Below are 16,431 nucleotides of genomic sequence, written 5' to 3'. Positions count from 1 at the left end.
CTCCAATTCTGTTTTTACACCCCTTTTTACTTGGGGTACATCCCCTTGGGTTTTTCAACCCCCAACCCCCCTGGCCCCCCGCGGCCCCCCCCCCGGGGGGTGGGGGGCCGCCACGCCTGTGTTCCCCATCCCCGCCGCCCAGGGTGAAGCCGCCTCGTTGCCGTGCCAGCCCTCGATGCCCCACCGTCGACGCCGTCGTCGGCGTTGTCGAAGAAGTCGAGCTCCTTGTCGTCCGGGCGGTGGCACGAGGATGGTGCTGCAGAACCGCCTTCGACCCCGCGTCGTCCTACCCGTACACGCTCGACCCGGCGGCCGACGTGCCGTCGGTCGTGCGGGCGGGCGCCGGCCCGCAGGCCTCCTTCGGCTGACCCCACCCCGCCGAGGTGGTGCGTGACGTGCCGAGGTAGTTCGTGACACGGAGTCACGAACTACCTCGGCAGGCTCGGAACTACCTCGGCGGGCCTCGAGCTACCTCGGCGTGACGCTGAGGCCGGAGGCGTCCGGGTCGAGGTCCACGACGACGGTGCCGCCGTCGGACACGGCGCCGGACAGCAGCTCCTTGGCGAGCCGGTCGCCGATCTCGCGCTGCACCAGGCGGCGCAGCGGGCGGGCGCCGTACGCCGGGTCGAAGCCCTCCAGCGCCAGCCACTCGCGCGCGGCGGGCGTGACGTCCACCGTGATGCGCCGGTCTGCCAGGCGCTTCGCGAACGCCGCGACCTGGAGGTCGACGATCTCGCCCAGCTCCTCGACGTTCAGCGCGTCGAAGATCACCACGTCGTCGAGCCGGTTGAGGAACTCCGGCTTGAACGACGCGCGCACGGCCGCCATCACCGCCTCGCGACGGGCGGCGTCGTCCAGGGCCGGGTCCACGAGGAACTGCGAGCCCAGGTTCGACGTCAGCACCAGGATGACGTTGCGGAAGTCGACCGTGCGGCCCTGGCCGTCGGTGAGGCGTCCGTCGTCGAGCACCTGGAGCAGGATGTCGAAGACCTCGGGGTGCGCCTTCTCCACCTCGTCCAGCAGGACGACGGAGTAGGGGCGCCGCCGCACGGCCTCGGTGAGCTGGCCGCCCTCCTCGTAGCCGACGTACCCCGGAGGGGCGCCGACCAGCCGCGACACGGAGTGCTTCTCCGAGTACTCGGACATGTCGATGCGCACCATGGCGCGCTCGTCGTCGAACAGGAAGTCTGCGAGCGACTTGGCGAGCTCCGTCTTGCCGACGCCGGTCGGGCCGAGGAAGAGGAACGACCCGGTCGGACGGTCGGGGTCGGCCACGCCGGCCCGCGAGCGCCGCACGGCGTCGGACACCGCGCGGACGGCGGCCGTCTGGCCGATGAGCCGCTCGCCGATGACGTCCTCCATGTGCAGGAGCTTCTCGGACTCGCCCTGCAGCAGGCGCCCGGCGGGGATGCCCGTCCAGGCGGAGACGACCTCGGCGATCTCGTCGGAGCCCACCTTGTCGGCGATCATCGGCGCCTCGTGAGCCTGGGCCTCGTCCGCCTCCTGGGACGCCTCGGCCCGCTCGGCCTCCGCGAGCTCGCGCTCGACCTGCGGGATCTCCCCGTACAGGAGGCGGGCGGCGGACTCGAGGTCGCCCTCGCGCTGCAGCCGGTCGGACTCGGTGCGCAGCTCGTCGATGCGGGCGCGCAGGTCGCCGACGCGGTTGTGGCCGGCCTTCTCCGACTCCCACCGCGCGGTGAGCGCGGCGAGCTGCTCGCGGGTGTCCGCGAGGTCGGCGCGCAGGCGCTCCAGGCGCTCGGTGGAGGCGGCGTCGTCGGACTCCTTGAGCACGACCTCCTCCATCTCGAGGCGCGTGACGGCGCGCTGCAGCTCGTCGATCTCGACGGGCGAGGAGTCCATCTCCATGCGCAGGCGCGACGCCGCCTCGTCGACGAGGTCGATCGCCTTGTCCGGGAGCTGACGACCGGTGATGTACCGGTCGGACAGCGCGGCCGCGGCGACGAGCGCGGAGTCCGCGATCGTCACCTTGTGGTGCGCCTCGTACCGCTCCTTGAGCCCGCGCAGGATCGCGACGGTGTCCTCCACGGACGGCTCGCCGACGAACACCTGCTGGAACCGGCGCTCGAGGGCCGGGTCCTTCTCGATGTGCTCGCGGTACTCGTCGAGGGTCGTGGCCCCGACCAGGCGCAGCTCGCCGCGGGCGAGCATGGGCTTGAGCATGTTGCCCGCATCCATGGCGCCCTCGCCGCCGGCGCCCGCGCCGACGACGGTGTGCAGCTCGTCGATGAAGGTGACGACCTCGCCGTCCGACGCGGTGATCTCCTCGAGCACGGCCTTGAGGCGCTCCTCGAACTCGCCCCGGTACTTGGCGCCCGCGACCATGCCCGCCAGGTCGAGCGCGACGAGGCGCTTGCCCTGCAGGGACGTCGGGACGTCGCCCGCGACGATGCGCTGCGCCAGGCCCTCGACGACGGCCGTCTTGCCGACGCCGGGCTCGCCGATGAGGACGGGGTTGTTCTTGGTGCGGCGGCTGAGCACCTGCACGACGCGCCGGATCTCGGAGTCGCGGCCGATGACCGGGTCGAGCTTGCCGTCGCGGGCGCGCTGCGTGAGGTCGCTGCCGTACTGCTCCAGCGCCTTGTACGTGCCCTCGGGGTTGGGGCTGGTGACGCGGGACGAGCCGCGGACGGCGGGCAGCGCCGCGCGCAGGGCGTCGGCGGTCGCGCCCGCCTCGGTCAGCGCCTGGGCGGCGGCGGACTGCCCGGCGGCGAGCGCGATGAGCAGGTGCTCGGTCGAGACGTACTCGTCGCCGAGCGCCTCGGCCTCCTTGCCCGCGTTCTCCAGCACGGCGCTCATCGCGCGCGACGGCGCGGGCTGCGCGACGGCGGAGCCGCTCGCCTGCGGCAGGGCGACGAGGGCCGCGCGGGCGCGCTGGCCGATCTGCTGGGCGTTCGCGCCGACGGCGTCGAGCAGGCCGACGGCGACGCCGCCGCTCTGCTGGAGCAGCGCCTGGAGCAGGTGCACCGGCTCGAGCTGGGGGTTGCCCGCGGCCGACGCCGACTGGACGGCGTCGCCGAGCGCCTGCTGCGACATGGTCGTGAGCTTGATGTCCATGGGACCTCCGGGATGACGTGCGGTGATACGGGTCAGACTCCTGTCGGGGGAACGTCGCCAAAGTTGAGTCTATTCCGCTCAACTTTGAGCGCAAGGCGCCCGGGGTGCCAGGTGGCTCCCCGGCGGCCGCTGCGGGATGCTGGGCCGGTGACCACTCCAGCCCGCGGCCCCGTGCGCCGCCTCCGCACCGCGATCGCGGCGGCCCTGGCCGCCGTCGGCCTTCTCGCCCTCGCCGGGTGCATGAAGGTCGACATGGACATGACGCTGTCGGAGGACGACACCGTCTCCGGCTCGATCGTCATGGCCGTCTCGAACAGCCTCGCCGAGACCATGGGGATGGAGCCCGGCGAGCTGTGGAAGCAGGCCGGCGGCGAGCTCTCCCAGAACCTGCCCGAGGGCACGTCCCAGGAGCCGTACTCCGACGACGAGTACACCGGGACCAGGTACACCTTCACCGACGCCCCGATCAGCCAGATCTCCGGCGAGGGCGGCGAGGACCTCACCATCACCCGCGACGGCGACGACTACGTCGTGGACGGCACGATGGACCTCTCCGAGGGCGCCGACCAGCTGGAGTCGCTGCCGCAGAACGTCCAGGACGCCTTCGACGTCCGCCTCGCCGTCACGTTCCCCGGGCCGGTCAGCGACGCCACCGGCACCGTCGACGGCAACACCGTCACCTGGACGCCGAAGGTCGGCGAGAACACCGAGATCCACGCGGTGGGCTCGGCCACCGCCGGCAGCAGCTTCCCGTGGTGGATCGTCGGCCTCGTCGTCGGGCTGGTCGTCATCGGCCTCGTCGTGTGGTTCGTCGTGCGGAACAACCGCCGTCCCGCTACGTCGACGGTCACGGGCACCGCGACGGGCGACGCCGCGTTCGCCGCGCAGGCCGCCCCCGGGGCCGTGCCGGCCGCCGGCCCGACGCCGGAGGAGCAGGTCTTCGGCACGCCCGCGGCCCCGCCCGCCGAGCCGACCACCGGCCCGGTCGCCGAGCCGCTCGAGCCGGAGGCCGCGCCCGAGACCGCCCCGCCCGCCGGCCCCACGACCGGCCCCGTCGCCGAGCCGCTGGAGCCAGGCCGCCCGGGCGAGGAGGACACGGTCCGGCAGGAGCCCGCCGGCGGCGCCACCGAGCCCGACGTCGAGCCCGACGTCACGGGCACGCCCGACGACCGCCCCGGCGACGAGGACCGTCCGTCCGGTCCCGCGCAGGGTGCCTGAGGCGCCGGCCGCGCCGCTCCCCGGACCCGGGGCGTGGCGCGAGGACGTCCTCGGCCCGGAGTTCCGGGCGCGCACGCTGCCGCTGCCCGGTGGCGCGGAGGCCGTGCTGGTGCGGCACGTGCCGTCCACGCCGGCCGACGACGGCACGCCGGGACCTCGCGGCGCCGTCGCGCGCACGGCGGTGCTGTACGTCCACGGGTTCGCGGACTACTTCTTCCACCCGCACCTCGCGGCGGCCGTCGCCGGGCGCGGGCTCGCGTTCTACGCCGTCGACCTGCGCGGGCACGGGCGCGCCTGGGACGCCCAGGTGTCCGCCGGCGGCGACCCGAACCAGGTGCGCGACATCGCCGTGTACGCGCAGGACCTCGACGCCGCGGCTGCCGTCGTCCGGGCCGCGGGGCACGAGCGGCTCGTGGTGCTCGGCCACTCCACGGGCGGGCTGGTGGCCCCGCTGTGGGCCGCGGCCCGGCCGGGCCGGGCGGACGCCCTGGTGCTCAACAGCCCCTGGGTCCAGCTCAACAAGCCCCGCCCGGTGCGGGTGGCCGCCACCGCGCTCGTCGAAGCCCTCGGCGTCGTCGCGCCGCGCGCCGTCGTGAACCACCTCGACGACGACTACGCGCGGGCCCTGCACCGTGCCCACGGCGGCGAGTGGGACTTCGACGCGGCGTGGAAGCCGCACGAGCCGTTCGCCGTCCGCGCCGCCTGGCTGCGGTCGGTGCTGCGCGCGCAGCGCCGCCTCGCGCGCGGCCTGGGGCTCCGGATCCCGGTGCTGGTGCTGACCTCCGACCGGTCCACCACGGACCAGCACCTCACCACGGACACCGTGCTCGACGTCGCGCACATGCGCGAACGGGCGCGGCGGCTCGGGGGCGACGTCACCGTGCGCACGGTCGCGGGCGGCACCCACGACCTGGCCCTGTCACCGCGGCCCGCCCGCGACGCCTACCTCGCCGCCGTCCTCGACTGGATCGAGGCTCTCCCCTAGCGCCCACGGTCGTGTCCGATTCCCGCTAGCACCTGGTCGGTGGGGCGCGTGAGGATGGGGACATGACGACGACAGCCCGCCCCGACGCACGGGAGTTCGAGGAGCGCTACCGCGCCATCGCCGCGCGCGACACCCGGTTCGACGGGCAGTTCTTCACGGCGGTGCGGTCCACCGGCATCTACTGCCGCCCCTCCTGCCCGGCGCGCACGCCCAAGCCGGAGAACGTCACCTTCTACCTCACCTCGGCGGCGGCGCACGAGGCGGGCTACCGCGCCTGCAAGCGGTGCCTGCCGGAGGCCGCGCCCGGCACGCCCGCCTGGGACCTGCGGCACGACCTCGCCGGTCGCGCGATGCGCCTGATCGCCGACGGCGTGGTGGACCGCGAGGGCACGGACGGGCTCGCGTCCCGCCTCGGGTACAGCGCGCGGCACGTGCACCGCCTGCTCGCCGCAGAGCTCGGCGCCGGCCCGCTCGCCCTGGCCCGCGCGCAGCGCGCGCAGACTGCGCGCAGCCTCGTCGTCGGCACCGACCTGCCGCTCGCGGACGTCGCGTTCGCGGCCGGGTTCGGCTCGATCCGGCAGTTCAACGACACGATGACCGAGGTCTTCGCCGTCGCGCCGAGCGAGCTGCGCGCGCGCAGCCGCCGCCGGGCCCGCCCCGACCGCCCCTTCCGGCAGGCGACGGACGGCGGTCACGACGCCGACGTCGCGCGGGTCCGCCTCGACCTGGAGCTGCCGGTGCGCGAGCCGTTCGACGCCCGCGGGGTCGTCGCCTTCCTCGCGGCACGCGCCGTCGACGGCGTGGAGGTCGCGGACCTCGACGGCGACGACGTCCGGTACGCCCGCACGCTGCGGCTCCCCCACGGGCCGGGCGCGGCGGAGGCCCTGGCGGGGCCGGGCGTCGGGCCCGGCCGGGTCGCCGTGCGCCTGGAGCTCGCGTCCGCCGCCGACGTCTCGGTGGCCGTCGCCCGCCTGCGCCGGCTGCTCGACCTGGACGCCGACCCGGCGGCCGTCGACACCGCCCTCGCCGACGACCCCGCGCTGGCCCCGCTCGTCGCCCGCACGCCCGGTCTGCGGCTGCCCGGCACGGTGGACCCGCACGAGATCGTGGTGCGCGCCATCGTCGGCCAGCAGATCAGCGTGGCCGCCGCGCGCACGCACCTGGGCCGGCTGGCGGCCGGCGCCGGCACCCCGTACGACTCCGCGGTGCCGGGGCTCACGCGCCTGTTCCCGACGGCCGCGCAGGTCGCGGCCGCGGCGGCGGACCACCTGCGCCTGCCCGCCCGGTCGGTCGCGACGGTCGTCGACACCGCCCGCGCCCTCGACGACGGCACCCTCGCCGTCGGGGTGGGCGACGACGGCGAGGCCCTGCGCGCCGCGCTCGTCGCGCGGCGCGGGATCGGGCCGTGGACCGCCGCCTACGTGGCGATGCGCGTGCTGCGCGACCCGGACTCCTGGCTCGACGGCGACGTCGCGCTCCTCGCGGGCGCTGCCGCGGCCGGCGTCGACCTCGGCCTGCCCGACGACGCCCCGCGCACGGCGCGCTCGCGTGCCCTGGCCGCCCGGGCCGAGCGGTGGGCGCCGTGGCGCTCGTACGCCGCCCTGCACCTGTGGCGCGCCGCCCTGCCGCCGAGCATGCGGTAGCGCACCTTCTCAGCCGTCAGTCCGAGCGCAGCCGCATGCTCGGCACCCACCCACCCCAGACCCCGGAGGTTCCGATGACCGCCACGACCACCGTCCCCACCGCCCGCACCACCACCCTGAGCTCCCCCGACGGCCCGTTCACCGTCGTCGTCGACCCGGACGGCACGGTCCTCGCGTCGGGCTGGACGACGGACGCCGACTCCCTGGTCGGCCTCGTCCACCCCGACGTCCGTCCCACGGCCACCACGACCGTGCCCGACGACGACCCCGCGGTGGCCGGCGCCGTCGCGGCGGTGCGCGCCTACTACGCCGGCGACGTTCGCGCGATCGACGCCGTCCCCGTCCGCCAGGTCTCCGGCCCGTACCGCGCGCACGCGTGGGACGTGCTGCGCACCGTCGACGCCGGCGACCCCGTCACCTACACGCGGTACGCGGAGCTGTCCGGCCGTCCCGCCGCGGTCCGCGCGGCCGCGGGCGCGTGCGCGATGAACGCCGCCGCCCTGTTCGTGCCGTGCCACCGGGTGCTGCGCACCGACGGCAGCCTGGGCGGCTTCCGGTACGGCCTGGACGTCAAGCGCAGCCTGCTCGCCCACGAGGCGCGGCACGCGGGCTGATCCCGGGGCCGGGGCCGGTCAGAGCGAGGGCTCCTCGGGCGTGGACACGGTGAACACCGCACCGGCGATGACGGGGACCCGCGTCGCCGCCCGCTCCAGGTCGTCCAGGCGCCGCGCGACCGTCTCCTCCGGCTCGTTGCCGCTGAGGTCGACGCTGGCCACGAGGTACAGCGACCTCGGCCCCACGTACTCGAGCCGCAGGTAGGTGACCCGCTCCACCTGCGGCATAGTGACGAGGTGCGCGAGCACGGCGGCCCGCGTCTCGGGCCGGGCGGCCTCCCCGACGAGGAACCGCCGGTTGCGGTCCACGAGCACGAGGGAGACGACGGCGAGCACGACGCCGACGACGATCGAGCCGACGGCGTCGGGCACCGGCGACCCCGTGAGCTGGTGCGCGAGCACGCCCCCGAACGCGACGACGAGGCCGACGAGGGCCGCGGCGTCCTCCGCGTAGACGGCGCGCAGCGTCGGGTCGGAGGTGACGAGCACGTGGTGCAGCACGTCGTGCTCGGCCTTCTTCGCCTCGGCGCGCGCCTGCCGGCTGGCCTGGAGGAACGAGAAGCCCTCGAGCACGAACGCGAGGCCGAGCACGGCGTACGCGACGCCGAAGTCGCTCGCGGGCTCGGGGTGCACCAGCTCCTGGATGCCGTGCGTGATGGACACGCCGGCACCGACGGCGAACAGCCCGATCGCGGCGAACATCGACCACACGTAGGCCTCGCGGCCGAAGCCGAGCGGGTGCTCGCGGTCGGCGGGACGCCGGGAGCGGCGGTCGGCGACGAGCAGGAAGATCTCGTTCCCGGTGTCCGCCCAGGAGTGCACGGCCTCCGCGAGCATGGACGCCGACCCGGTGATGGTGGCGGCCACGGACTTCGCGACGGCGACGAACGCGTTGGCGGCGAACGCGATGATCACGGTGACGGTGCTCTCGCCGCCGGCGTGCGCGTCCTGCACGACGCGCGGGCTCGCGAGGGGTTCCGGCGGCGCGGCGCCCGGCTCGGTGTCGGCCGGGCGGCTCAGCGCCTCGAACGGGTCCGGCGTCGCGGAAGGGTCCGGCGCGGCGATGTGGTCGGGCTCGCGATCGGGTCCGGGCTCGGCAGGGGCCATGCGCCCGGTCTACCAGCCGTGGGTCAGTCGGGCTCGCCGAACTCGTTGGGACGCAGGTCCTCGGGGTCGACCTTGCCCGTGCGGAACCCGGCCCGGCCGACCATGTGCGCGGCGACGGGCGACGTGACGAGCTGGAACGCCACGACCAGCACCAGCATCGCGACGGCCGACCAGCTGCGCACTCGCAGCGCGAGCGCCGTGAGCAGGAGGATGAGGCCGAGCACCTGCGGCTTGGTGACGGTGTGCATGCGGGCCAGCAGGGACGGGAAGCGCACGAGGCCCAGCCCCGCGCCGAGCGTCAGGAACGCCCCGGCGAGCAGGCACACCGCGGCGACGGTGTCGGCGACCGTCGTCCACACACCCGGGTCGACGTGGGTCATCTCGGCGCACCTCCCGCGCTCTCGGCGTCGTCCTCGGCATCGATGGCGCGCGCGCCGTCCCGCTGCTCGCCCCGCGGCACGTCCGCGGCACGCGCCTGGGCGGCGACCTCCTCGGGCGTCCGCACGCGGCCCTCGTCCTCGGGCTCCTTCGCGGCGAACCGGGCCATCGTCACGGAGCCCACGAAGCCGACCATCGACAGCGCGACGAGGATCGGGATGGTCTCCGTGCGCCGCGACCAGATCGCCTCGATCGCGATGGCGCACACGAGCGTGACGGTCAGGGTGTCCAGCGCGACGGCCCGGTCGAGCATCGACGGACCCCGCTCCACCCGCACGAGCGCGAGCAGCGCGGCGACGGCCACGAGCACGGCGGCCGCGATCACGGCGGCGAGCATCATGCGTCCCCCCTCCCTCGCCCGGACGGCGGCGTCGCCGCGGCGTCGAGGGCCGCGGCGGCGTCACCGGGTGCCAGTCCGCACCGGGCCAGCACGGCGTCGCTCGCGAACGCGCGCAGCACCCGCTCCTCGAGCGCCAGCGTGTCGCGGCGCACGGCCTCCGCGCCGCCGGAGCCGTCGATGTCGAGCACGTGCAGGTAGACGACGCCGGTGCTGCGGCGCGCCTCGACGACCAGCGACCCCGGCACCAGCGACGACATCACCGCCGTGATGGTGAGGTAGGCATCCTCGGGGTTGCGCAGCCGGACGGCGACGATGGCGCCGTGCGGCGCCGGGCCCGGCCGGACGGCCTTCCACGCCACCTCGAAGGAGGCGACGAACAGGTCGGCGACGAACCGCGCCACGAGCACGACGGCCCGCCACGGTCGCACGGTGCCCTGCATGTCGATGGCCGGCAGCGGGAACAACGTCAGCACGGCGCTCGCGATCACGGCACCCGCGATGACGTTCGCCCACGACAGGTCGCCCCACAGGAGCACCCACACGGCGGTGAGCAGCACGAGCGCGTGCCACTGCGAGCCCAGCCGGCGCAGCAGGTGGGCGGGTCGGCGCGACTGCGGGCTCATCCGTGCCCACCTCCCTGGTCCGCGTCGGCGTCGGTGTCGTCGCCCACGACGACCGACTCGCCGCGGCCGCGGTCCGCGCCGTCGGGGAAGACCGCGTCCACGTAGCTGTGGCCGTCCATCGACGCGGTGGCGGCGCGCTCCGCATAGCCGTACAGCGGGCCGGCGGCGACGGTGAGCAGCAGGCCGAACGCGACGAGCGCGCCGGTGGGCAGCACCATCCCGCGGGGCAGCGGCACGTCGGACTCGATCTCCTCCGACGGCGCCTGCCAGAACGCCTTGTTCCACGCCTTGACCACCGCGTACAGGGTGAGCAACGACGTCACGACCGACCCGACGACGAGCACCCACGCGAGCCCGGTCCCCACGGTCGCGCCCTCCGTGAGCAGGCCGACCTTGCCGAGGAACCCGGACAGCGGCGGGATGCCCGCCAGGTTGAGCGCGGGCACGAAGAACAGCACCGCGAGCCCCGGCGCGAGCTTGGCGAGCCCGCCCAGCCGGTCGAGCGACGTCGACCCGCCCCGCCACTCGACGAGCCCCACGACGAGGAACAGCGCCGTCTGGACGGAGATGTGGTGCACCACGTAGTAGATGGCCGCCGCCGTGCCTGCCTCGGTGGCGAGCGCGATGCCGAAGATCATGTAGCCGATGTGGCTGACCAGGGTGAACGACAGCAGACGTTTGACGTCGTTCTGCGCGACGGCGCCCAGGATCCCGATGACCATCGTGAGCAGCGCCAGCACCATGAGCACCTGGTCCACGGTGGGGTTGTCCGGGAACAGCAGGGTCTGCGTGCGCAGGATGGAGTACACGCCCACCTTGGTGAGCAGGCCCGCGAACACGGCGGTGACCGGCGCGGGCGCCGTCGGGTAGGAGTCCGGCAGCCACGCGGACAGCGGGAAGATGGCGGCCTTGATGCCGAACGCGAGCAGCAGCAGGAGCTGCAGCGCCGTGCGCACGGTCGGGTCGATCTCCGGCAGCCGCTCGGCGAGCTGCGCCATGTTCACCGTGCCGGTCGCGCCGTAGATCAGCGCGATCGCGGTGAGGAAGAGCAGCGAGGAGACCAGCGTGACGATGATGTACACCGACCCGGCGCGGATGCGCTCGGCCGTGCCACCCAGGGTGAGCAGCACCGCGGACGACGCGAGCAGGATCTCGAACCCGACGTAGAGGTTGAACAGGTCGCCGGTGAGGAACGCGTTCGCGACGCCGGCGGCCAGGATGAGGAACGTCGGGTGGAAGATCGCGACGGGGATCATGTCGCCGCGCGTGGTGCCCGGGTCGTCCTCCCCCTCGGGCACGCCCTGCCCCAGGGAGTACAGGAGCACGCACAGCAGCATCACGAACGAGACGGTGAGCATCACCGCGGAGATGCGGTCGGCCACCAGGTCGATGCCGACCGGCACGGCCCAGCTGCCGACCTCGACGACGATCGGCCCGCCGTCCGCGGCGACGAGCAGCCCGACGGACGCGGCGAGCGCGGCGGCGAGCGCGGTGACGCTGATGATGCGCTGCACGCGGGCGTACCGGTGCAGGGCGAGCGTCAGCCCGGCCGCGAAGAGCGGCAGCATGACCGGCAGCGGCACCAGCGTGGCGGAGTCCCAGGGCATCAGGGGCGCTCCTTGTGGCCGGCGGCGCCGTGAGGGGCCCGGTGACCGTCGTCGCCGTCGCTGTCGTCGACGTCGTCGTACACGTCGGCGGCCTCCTCGTCGAGCGTCCGGTCGGGCTCGGTGTCGTCCGCGTCCTCGAACGCGGGGGCGTTGAGCGCCGCGTGCCGGGCGACGCGCCGGTCCTCGACGTCGTCCGCGACCTCGTCGTGGCCGTGCAGCTGCCACGACCGGTAGGCCATGGCCAGCACGAACGCGGTGAGTGCGAGGGTGATGACGATCGAGGTGAGCACCATCGCCTGCGCGAGCGGGTCGCTCATGCGCACGCCGTCCGGGGCGTTGCCGATGATGGGCGACGCTCCCGACCGGCCGCCCATGACCAGCAGCATGAGGTTGACGCCGTTGCCGATGAGCACGAAGCCGAGCAGCACCCGGGTGAGCGGGCGCTCCAGCAGCAGGTAGACGCCGGTGGCGAACAGCACGCCGATGGCCAGCACCAGGATGGCCGGCGGGGTGTTCTCGAGGACGACCATCAGACCTCGACCTCCTCACGTGCGGGTCGGGGGTCCTGGCGGTCGATCTCGGCGCCCAGCGTGCGCAGCAGGTCGAGCACGAGGCCGACCACGACGAGCATCACGCCGATGTCGAAGAACAGGGAGGTCACGAGGTGCACCTCCCCGAGGACGGGGATGCTCAGGTTGCGGATCGTGCTCTGCAGCACCTCCTGGCCGCCGACGAGCGTCGCGAGGCCCACGCCGGCGGAGAGGAACAGGCCGGTGCCGAGCAGCACACCGGGGTTGATCGGCGCCGCCTCGCCCAGCTCGTACCGCCCGCCCGCGAGGTACCGCACGGCGAACGCGATGCCCACCACGAGCCCCGCCGCGAAGCCGCCGCCGGGCGCGTTGTGCCCGCTGAACAGCAGGAACAGGGCGAACACGATCATGGCGTGGAAGATCACGCGGGTCACGACCTCGAACAGGACGGACCGGCGCTCCGGCTCCAGCGTGCTGCCCGCGGCGAGCCACACGCGGCGCGTGTGCGGGTCGGACCTGCTGACCTCGTCCACGCGGGACAGCCGCAGCACCTCGCCGCTGCGCTGCCGCAGGAAGATGAGCGAGGCGACGCCCGTCGCCGCGACGAGCAGCACGGAGATCTCGCCGACGGTGTCCCAGGCGCGGATGTCGACCAGGGTCACGTTGACGATGTTCTTGCCGCCGCCCCACGTGTAGGCCTCGTCGGGGAAGTGGGTGCTGATCGGCTCGGCGACGCGCACCAGCGGCGCGGCGACGGTGAACGCCATCATGACGACGCCGGTCACCACGGCCAGCGCGAGCCGCAACCAGCGGCTGGCGGCGAGCGGCCGGTCCGTGAAGTACGGGGGCATGCGCCGCAGCACCAGCACCATGACGACCAGCGTGATCGTCTCGCACAGCACCTGCGTGAGGGCGAGGTCGGGGGCGCCGTGCAGCATGAACAGCGTCGCGTTGGCGTACCCGGCGACACCCACCAGGACGACGGCCTTGAGGCGCCGACGCGCGCGGGCGGCGAGCACGCAGGCGACGACGACGACCGCGACGACCGCCGCGTCGGCGGGCCGGTCCCACAGCACGAGCTCCGTCCGCGGATGGCCGTTGAGCAGCCCGGACGCGATGACGGTGCCCGGCGCGACGGCGAGGACCACGAGGATCACGCCGAGGTAGACGGGCAGCGAACCGCGCTGGGTGGCGGCGGTGACGTCGGCCGCGAGGTCGTCCAGCCGGCGCATGGTGCGCCGGTAGGTGACCTCGGCGGAGCGCGGGGACCACAGGAAGTCCTGGGCCTTCTCCACGCGGGCGCGCTGCCAGAAGAGGACGGCGCCGGCGAGCAGCACCAGCACGGTGAGGGCGAGGACCGGCGTGAAGCCGCCCCACAGGGTCAGGTGGCCCGGCTCGCCGCCCGGGTAGCGGTCCGCGTACGGGGCGAGCAGCCGCTCCCCGGTCGCCGGCACGAGCGCCACCGCCAGGCCGAGCACCGCGAGCACGAGGGGCGGGGTGACGAGCAGCCACGGCTGGCGGCGCACCGGCGTCGCGGGCGCGGGCTCCGCCGCGGCGTCGCGGGTCGTGGCCGGGACGCCGGCCGCGGCGACGCCCGGACGCCGCTTGGTGCCGAACGCGCCCCACGCGAACCGCAGGCCGTAGGCGACGGTGAGCGCCGACCCGACGACCACCGCGAGGAGGGCGATCCACTCGACGGCGCCGGCGCCGTGCGTGACGTCGTGCCACAGCCCCTCGAGGGCGGCCTCCTTGGCGACGTACCCGGCGAACGGCGGGAAGCCGATCATCGAGGCCGTGGCGAGCACGCCCGCGACGGCGGTGAACGGCATCGTGCGCCACAGCCCGGACAGCTTGCGCAGGTCGCGGGTGCCGGTGGCGACGTCGACCGCGCCGACGACGAGGAACAGCGCGGCCTTGAACATGGCGTGCGCCCCGAGCATCGCGAGGCCGGCGAGCGCCAGCGCCTTGCTCCCGAGCCCCAGGAGCAGCACGATCAGGCCGAGCTGGGAGACGGTGCCGAACGCGAGGACGAGCTTGAGGTCGTGCTGCCGCAGCGCCTGGTAGCCGCCCAGCAGCAGGGTGCCGCCGCCCAGGACCAGCACCAGCCAGCGCCAGACGGGCAGGTCGGCGAACGCCGGGGCGAAGCGCGCCACGAGGTAGACGCCCGCCTTGACCATGGCCGCCGCGTGCAGGTAGGCGGACACCGGCGTCGGGGCCGCCATCGCCGCGGGGAGCCAGAAGTGGAACGGGATGAGCGCGGACTTCGTGGCGGCGCCCGCGAGGAGGCACACCGCCGCCCAGGTGACCGCGGTGCCCGACGGCGGGTTCGCGACCAGCTCGGAGACCCGCCAGGAGTCGCCCACGACGCCGAGGATGATGAGCCCGACGAGCATGGCCAGGCCGCCCGCCGTCGTCACGACGATCGCCTGCATGGCCGCCCGGCGGGAGGCCTTGCGGTCCGCGTAGTGGCCGATCAGGAGGTAGGAGAAGACGGTGGTGAGCTCCCAGAACACGAACAGGAGCAGCAGGTCGTCGGCGACGACGAGGCCGACCATGGCGGCGGCGAACGCCGTGAGCACGGCGGCGAACCGGCCGAGCCCGAGGGCGTCGCGGGCGAAGTAGGCGGAGCAGTAGAGCAGCACCAGAGCACCGACGCCGCCGACCACGAGCAGCATGAACCACGCGAGCGTGTCGAGCTGCAGGGTGATCGACAGGTGCAGCCCGGGCACCCAGGGGACCTCGGTGGTGGGGAAGTCGCCCGCGGTCACCCGGGGGGTCATCGCCAGCGCGTACGCGGCGGCGGAGGCGGGCCCGAGGGCCAGCAGCCAGAAGGCTCTCCTGCCCACCCACGCCACCAGAGCCGGCGCCGCGAGGGCCAGCAGGAAGGTGAAGAGCAGCACTGAGAGCACAGCACTCCGTCCGGTCGAGGGGCGGGGCGTCGGCTTTACTTTACCGGCATCGGGCGATGGTCCGACCCTGACGAGGTGACAGGTCGGTGTGACCTGGGTCGCTCGACCCCGGGACCGGACGCAGGGACTACAGGTCCTCGGGGGCCAGCAGGAAGTCCGCCTCGTCCGCGATCTCGCCGCCCACGGCGGCGTGGATCGCCACCGCCATCTTCCCGACGAGGTCGGCGGCGCGCCGCCGGGCGACAACGTGCGCCGCCTGCGGGAACTCCTGGTTCGCCTCGAACAGGTCCGGCGGGTCCCAGCGCACGTGGTAGCAGACGGCGCCCGAGGCGGCCCACGGCAGCTCGCGCACCAGCAGGGGCAGGGTCTCGTCGCCGATCACCTCCACGGTGACGGAGCCGTCGAGGCCGAGGTCGGTCGTCAGGCCGTAGGCGTCGAGCACCATCGGCGCCTGCAGCGCCTCGATGTCGACGTCGTCCGCGCGCTCGTGGATCGCCTTGCGCACCTCGGGGTCGAGCGGCTCCCCCGGGTACAGGGGCCGGTCCGCGATCCCGGCGGGCGGGCCCTGGTACGGCTTGCCCTCCGTCGCGAGCCGGACCCGCGGGTGCGTGGCCTGCAGCACACGGTGCGCGGCCTGCGGGTCCAGCCAGATGTCGGAGTAGACGGTGAGGTCGACGGCCCGGTCGGGGTCGGGGGTCAGCACCACTCCCGGGCCCGTCGCGCGCCGGCCACCGTCTGCGTCGTCCCAGGTGCCCGCGACGTCGAGCCGCACCGAGCCGCCGAGACGGCGTGCCGCCTGGAGCAGCCAGGCGACGACCCGCTCCTCCTCGCGGTTCGGCAGCGCCGCGGGGAACGCCCGCCCGAGGCCGTCCCGGTCGCCGCCGAGGCGGGCCGCGTCGTCCCAGCGCTCGCGCGGGCACACGACGTCGAAGACCATCGCGGTGCCACCGGGCAGGCCCGCGTCGACACCCTTGCCCGACGGCGCGTACGGGCCGGAGACGACGCTGTGCCGCGACAGCCGCAGCACGCCCGGCTCCCCCGGGTTCGCCATCCGGCCCACGGGGACGTCCGCGCCGGGCAGGTCCGCGGGGACCACGTCCCAGCGCGTGCCCACGAAGCGCGACATCGCGAGGACCTCGATCTCGTCGACCACGACGTCCGACGGCACACCCAGCAGGTGACGCGCCTGGTGACCCTGTGCCGCCACCTGGGGCAACGGCGGCAGGGCGGGCTGGTTCTGGGCCACTTGGCGGAGCTCCTTCCGGGACCGGGGCGCGCCGGTGCCGGCGCGGCGGGACCGAGCGTAGCGACGTCCCGCCCCGTCGCGGAACGCCCCGTCAGG

Annotated in this window: 14 protein-coding genes; 5 read left to right on the top strand and 9 right to left on the bottom strand. The window is 74.6% G+C overall.

What is annotated here, in order from left to right; genetic code table 11:
- The first annotated feature begins 239 nt into the window (after positions 1–239).
- Positions 240–368, top strand: a complete 129-nt coding sequence (locus ACFQ80_RS05085; RefSeq protein ID WP_430562799.1) for a hypothetical protein — start codon at positions 240–242, stop codon at positions 366–368.
- A 100-nt stretch (positions 369–468) separates the two neighbouring features.
- On the opposite strand, the gene clpB is transcribed toward ACFQ80_RS05085, so the two are convergent.
- Positions 469–3,075: an ATP-dependent chaperone ClpB gene (gene clpB, locus ACFQ80_RS05080; protein WP_430562798.1), complete on the bottom strand. Its 2,607-nt coding sequence runs from the start codon at positions 3,073–3,075 to the stop codon at positions 469–471.
- A 147-nt stretch (positions 3,076–3,222) separates the two neighbouring features.
- On the opposite strand from clpB, the gene ACFQ80_RS05075 reads away from it, so the two are divergent.
- From ACFQ80_RS05075 to ACFQ80_RS05060, 4 genes are all read left to right on the top strand, one after another.
- A complete protein-coding gene (locus tag ACFQ80_RS05075; RefSeq protein ID WP_430562797.1) occupies positions 3,223–4,293 on the top strand; it encodes an LppM family (lipo)protein in 1,071 nt (356 codons plus the stop codon).
- A complete protein-coding gene (locus ACFQ80_RS05070) occupies positions 4,286–5,278 on the top strand; it encodes an alpha/beta hydrolase (protein WP_430562796.1) in 993 nt (330 codons plus the stop codon). The genes ACFQ80_RS05075 and ACFQ80_RS05070 overlap by 8 nt, the downstream gene beginning before the upstream one ends.
- Before the next feature lie 62 nt (positions 5,279–5,340).
- Positions 5,341–6,921 (top strand): DNA-3-methyladenine glycosylase 2 family protein, encoded by a 1,581-nt coding sequence (locus ACFQ80_RS05065; protein ID WP_430562795.1) that lies wholly within the window; start codon positions 5,341–5,343, stop codon positions 6,919–6,921.
- 74 nt (positions 6,922–6,995) lie between these two features.
- Positions 6,996–7,535: a methylated-DNA--[protein]-cysteine S-methyltransferase gene (locus tag ACFQ80_RS05060; RefSeq protein WP_430562794.1), complete on the top strand. Its 540-nt coding sequence runs from the start codon at positions 6,996–6,998 to the stop codon at positions 7,533–7,535.
- A gap of 18 nt (positions 7,536–7,553) precedes the next feature.
- Here the strand turns inward: ACFQ80_RS05060 and ACFQ80_RS05055 are convergent, their stop codons facing one another.
- The 8 genes from ACFQ80_RS05055 to ACFQ80_RS05020 form a co-directional block, all read right to left on the bottom strand.
- Positions 7,554–8,642, bottom strand: a complete 1,089-nt coding sequence (locus ACFQ80_RS05055) for a cation diffusion facilitator family transporter (RefSeq protein ID WP_430562793.1) — start codon at positions 8,640–8,642, stop codon at positions 7,554–7,556.
- Positions 8,643–8,665: 23 nt separating this feature from the next.
- A complete protein-coding gene (mnhG, locus tag ACFQ80_RS05050) occupies positions 8,666–9,022 on the bottom strand; it encodes a monovalent cation/H(+) antiporter subunit G (protein WP_430551684.1) in 357 nt (118 codons plus the stop codon).
- Positions 9,019–9,420 (bottom strand): monovalent cation/H+ antiporter complex subunit F, encoded by a 402-nt coding sequence (locus ACFQ80_RS05045; protein WP_430562792.1) that lies wholly within the window; start codon positions 9,418–9,420, stop codon positions 9,019–9,021. Before ACFQ80_RS05045 ends, mnhG begins: the two co-directional genes overlap by 4 nt.
- Entirely contained in the window at positions 9,417–10,043 is a 627-nt protein-coding gene (locus ACFQ80_RS05040) for a Na+/H+ antiporter subunit E (protein WP_430551682.1), read from the bottom strand. Before ACFQ80_RS05040 ends, ACFQ80_RS05045 begins: the two co-directional genes overlap by 4 nt.
- Positions 10,040–11,650 carry a Na+/H+ antiporter subunit D gene (locus ACFQ80_RS05035; RefSeq protein WP_430551681.1) on the bottom strand — a complete coding sequence of 537 codons (1,611 nt, stop codon included), beginning with the start codon at positions 11,648–11,650 and terminating at the stop codon, positions 10,040–10,042. The genes ACFQ80_RS05040 and ACFQ80_RS05035 overlap by 4 nt, the downstream gene beginning before the upstream one ends.
- Positions 11,650–12,180 (bottom strand): Na(+)/H(+) antiporter subunit C, encoded by a 531-nt coding sequence (locus tag ACFQ80_RS05030; RefSeq protein WP_430551680.1) that lies wholly within the window; start codon positions 12,178–12,180, stop codon positions 11,650–11,652. Before ACFQ80_RS05030 ends, ACFQ80_RS05035 begins: the two co-directional genes overlap by 1 nt.
- Positions 12,180–15,089, bottom strand: a complete 2,910-nt coding sequence (locus ACFQ80_RS05025; protein WP_430562791.1) for a Na+/H+ antiporter subunit A — start codon at positions 15,087–15,089, stop codon at positions 12,180–12,182. Before ACFQ80_RS05025 ends, ACFQ80_RS05030 begins: the two co-directional genes overlap by 1 nt.
- 127 nt (positions 15,090–15,216) lie before the next feature.
- Complete coding sequence (locus ACFQ80_RS05020; RefSeq protein ID WP_430562790.1) at positions 15,217–16,335, bottom strand: hypothetical protein; 1,119 nt, start codon at positions 16,333–16,335, stop codon at positions 15,217–15,219.
- Between the last annotated feature and the right edge of the window lie 96 nt (positions 16,336–16,431).

The organism is Isoptericola sp. NPDC056578 (genome assembly GCF_042793275.1).
Classification (GTDB): Bacteria; Actinomycetota; Actinomycetes; order Actinomycetales; family Cellulomonadaceae; genus Isoptericola.
Note: the sequence above shows the minus strand (reverse complement) of the source record. Positions and strands in the feature narration are given on the sequence as shown.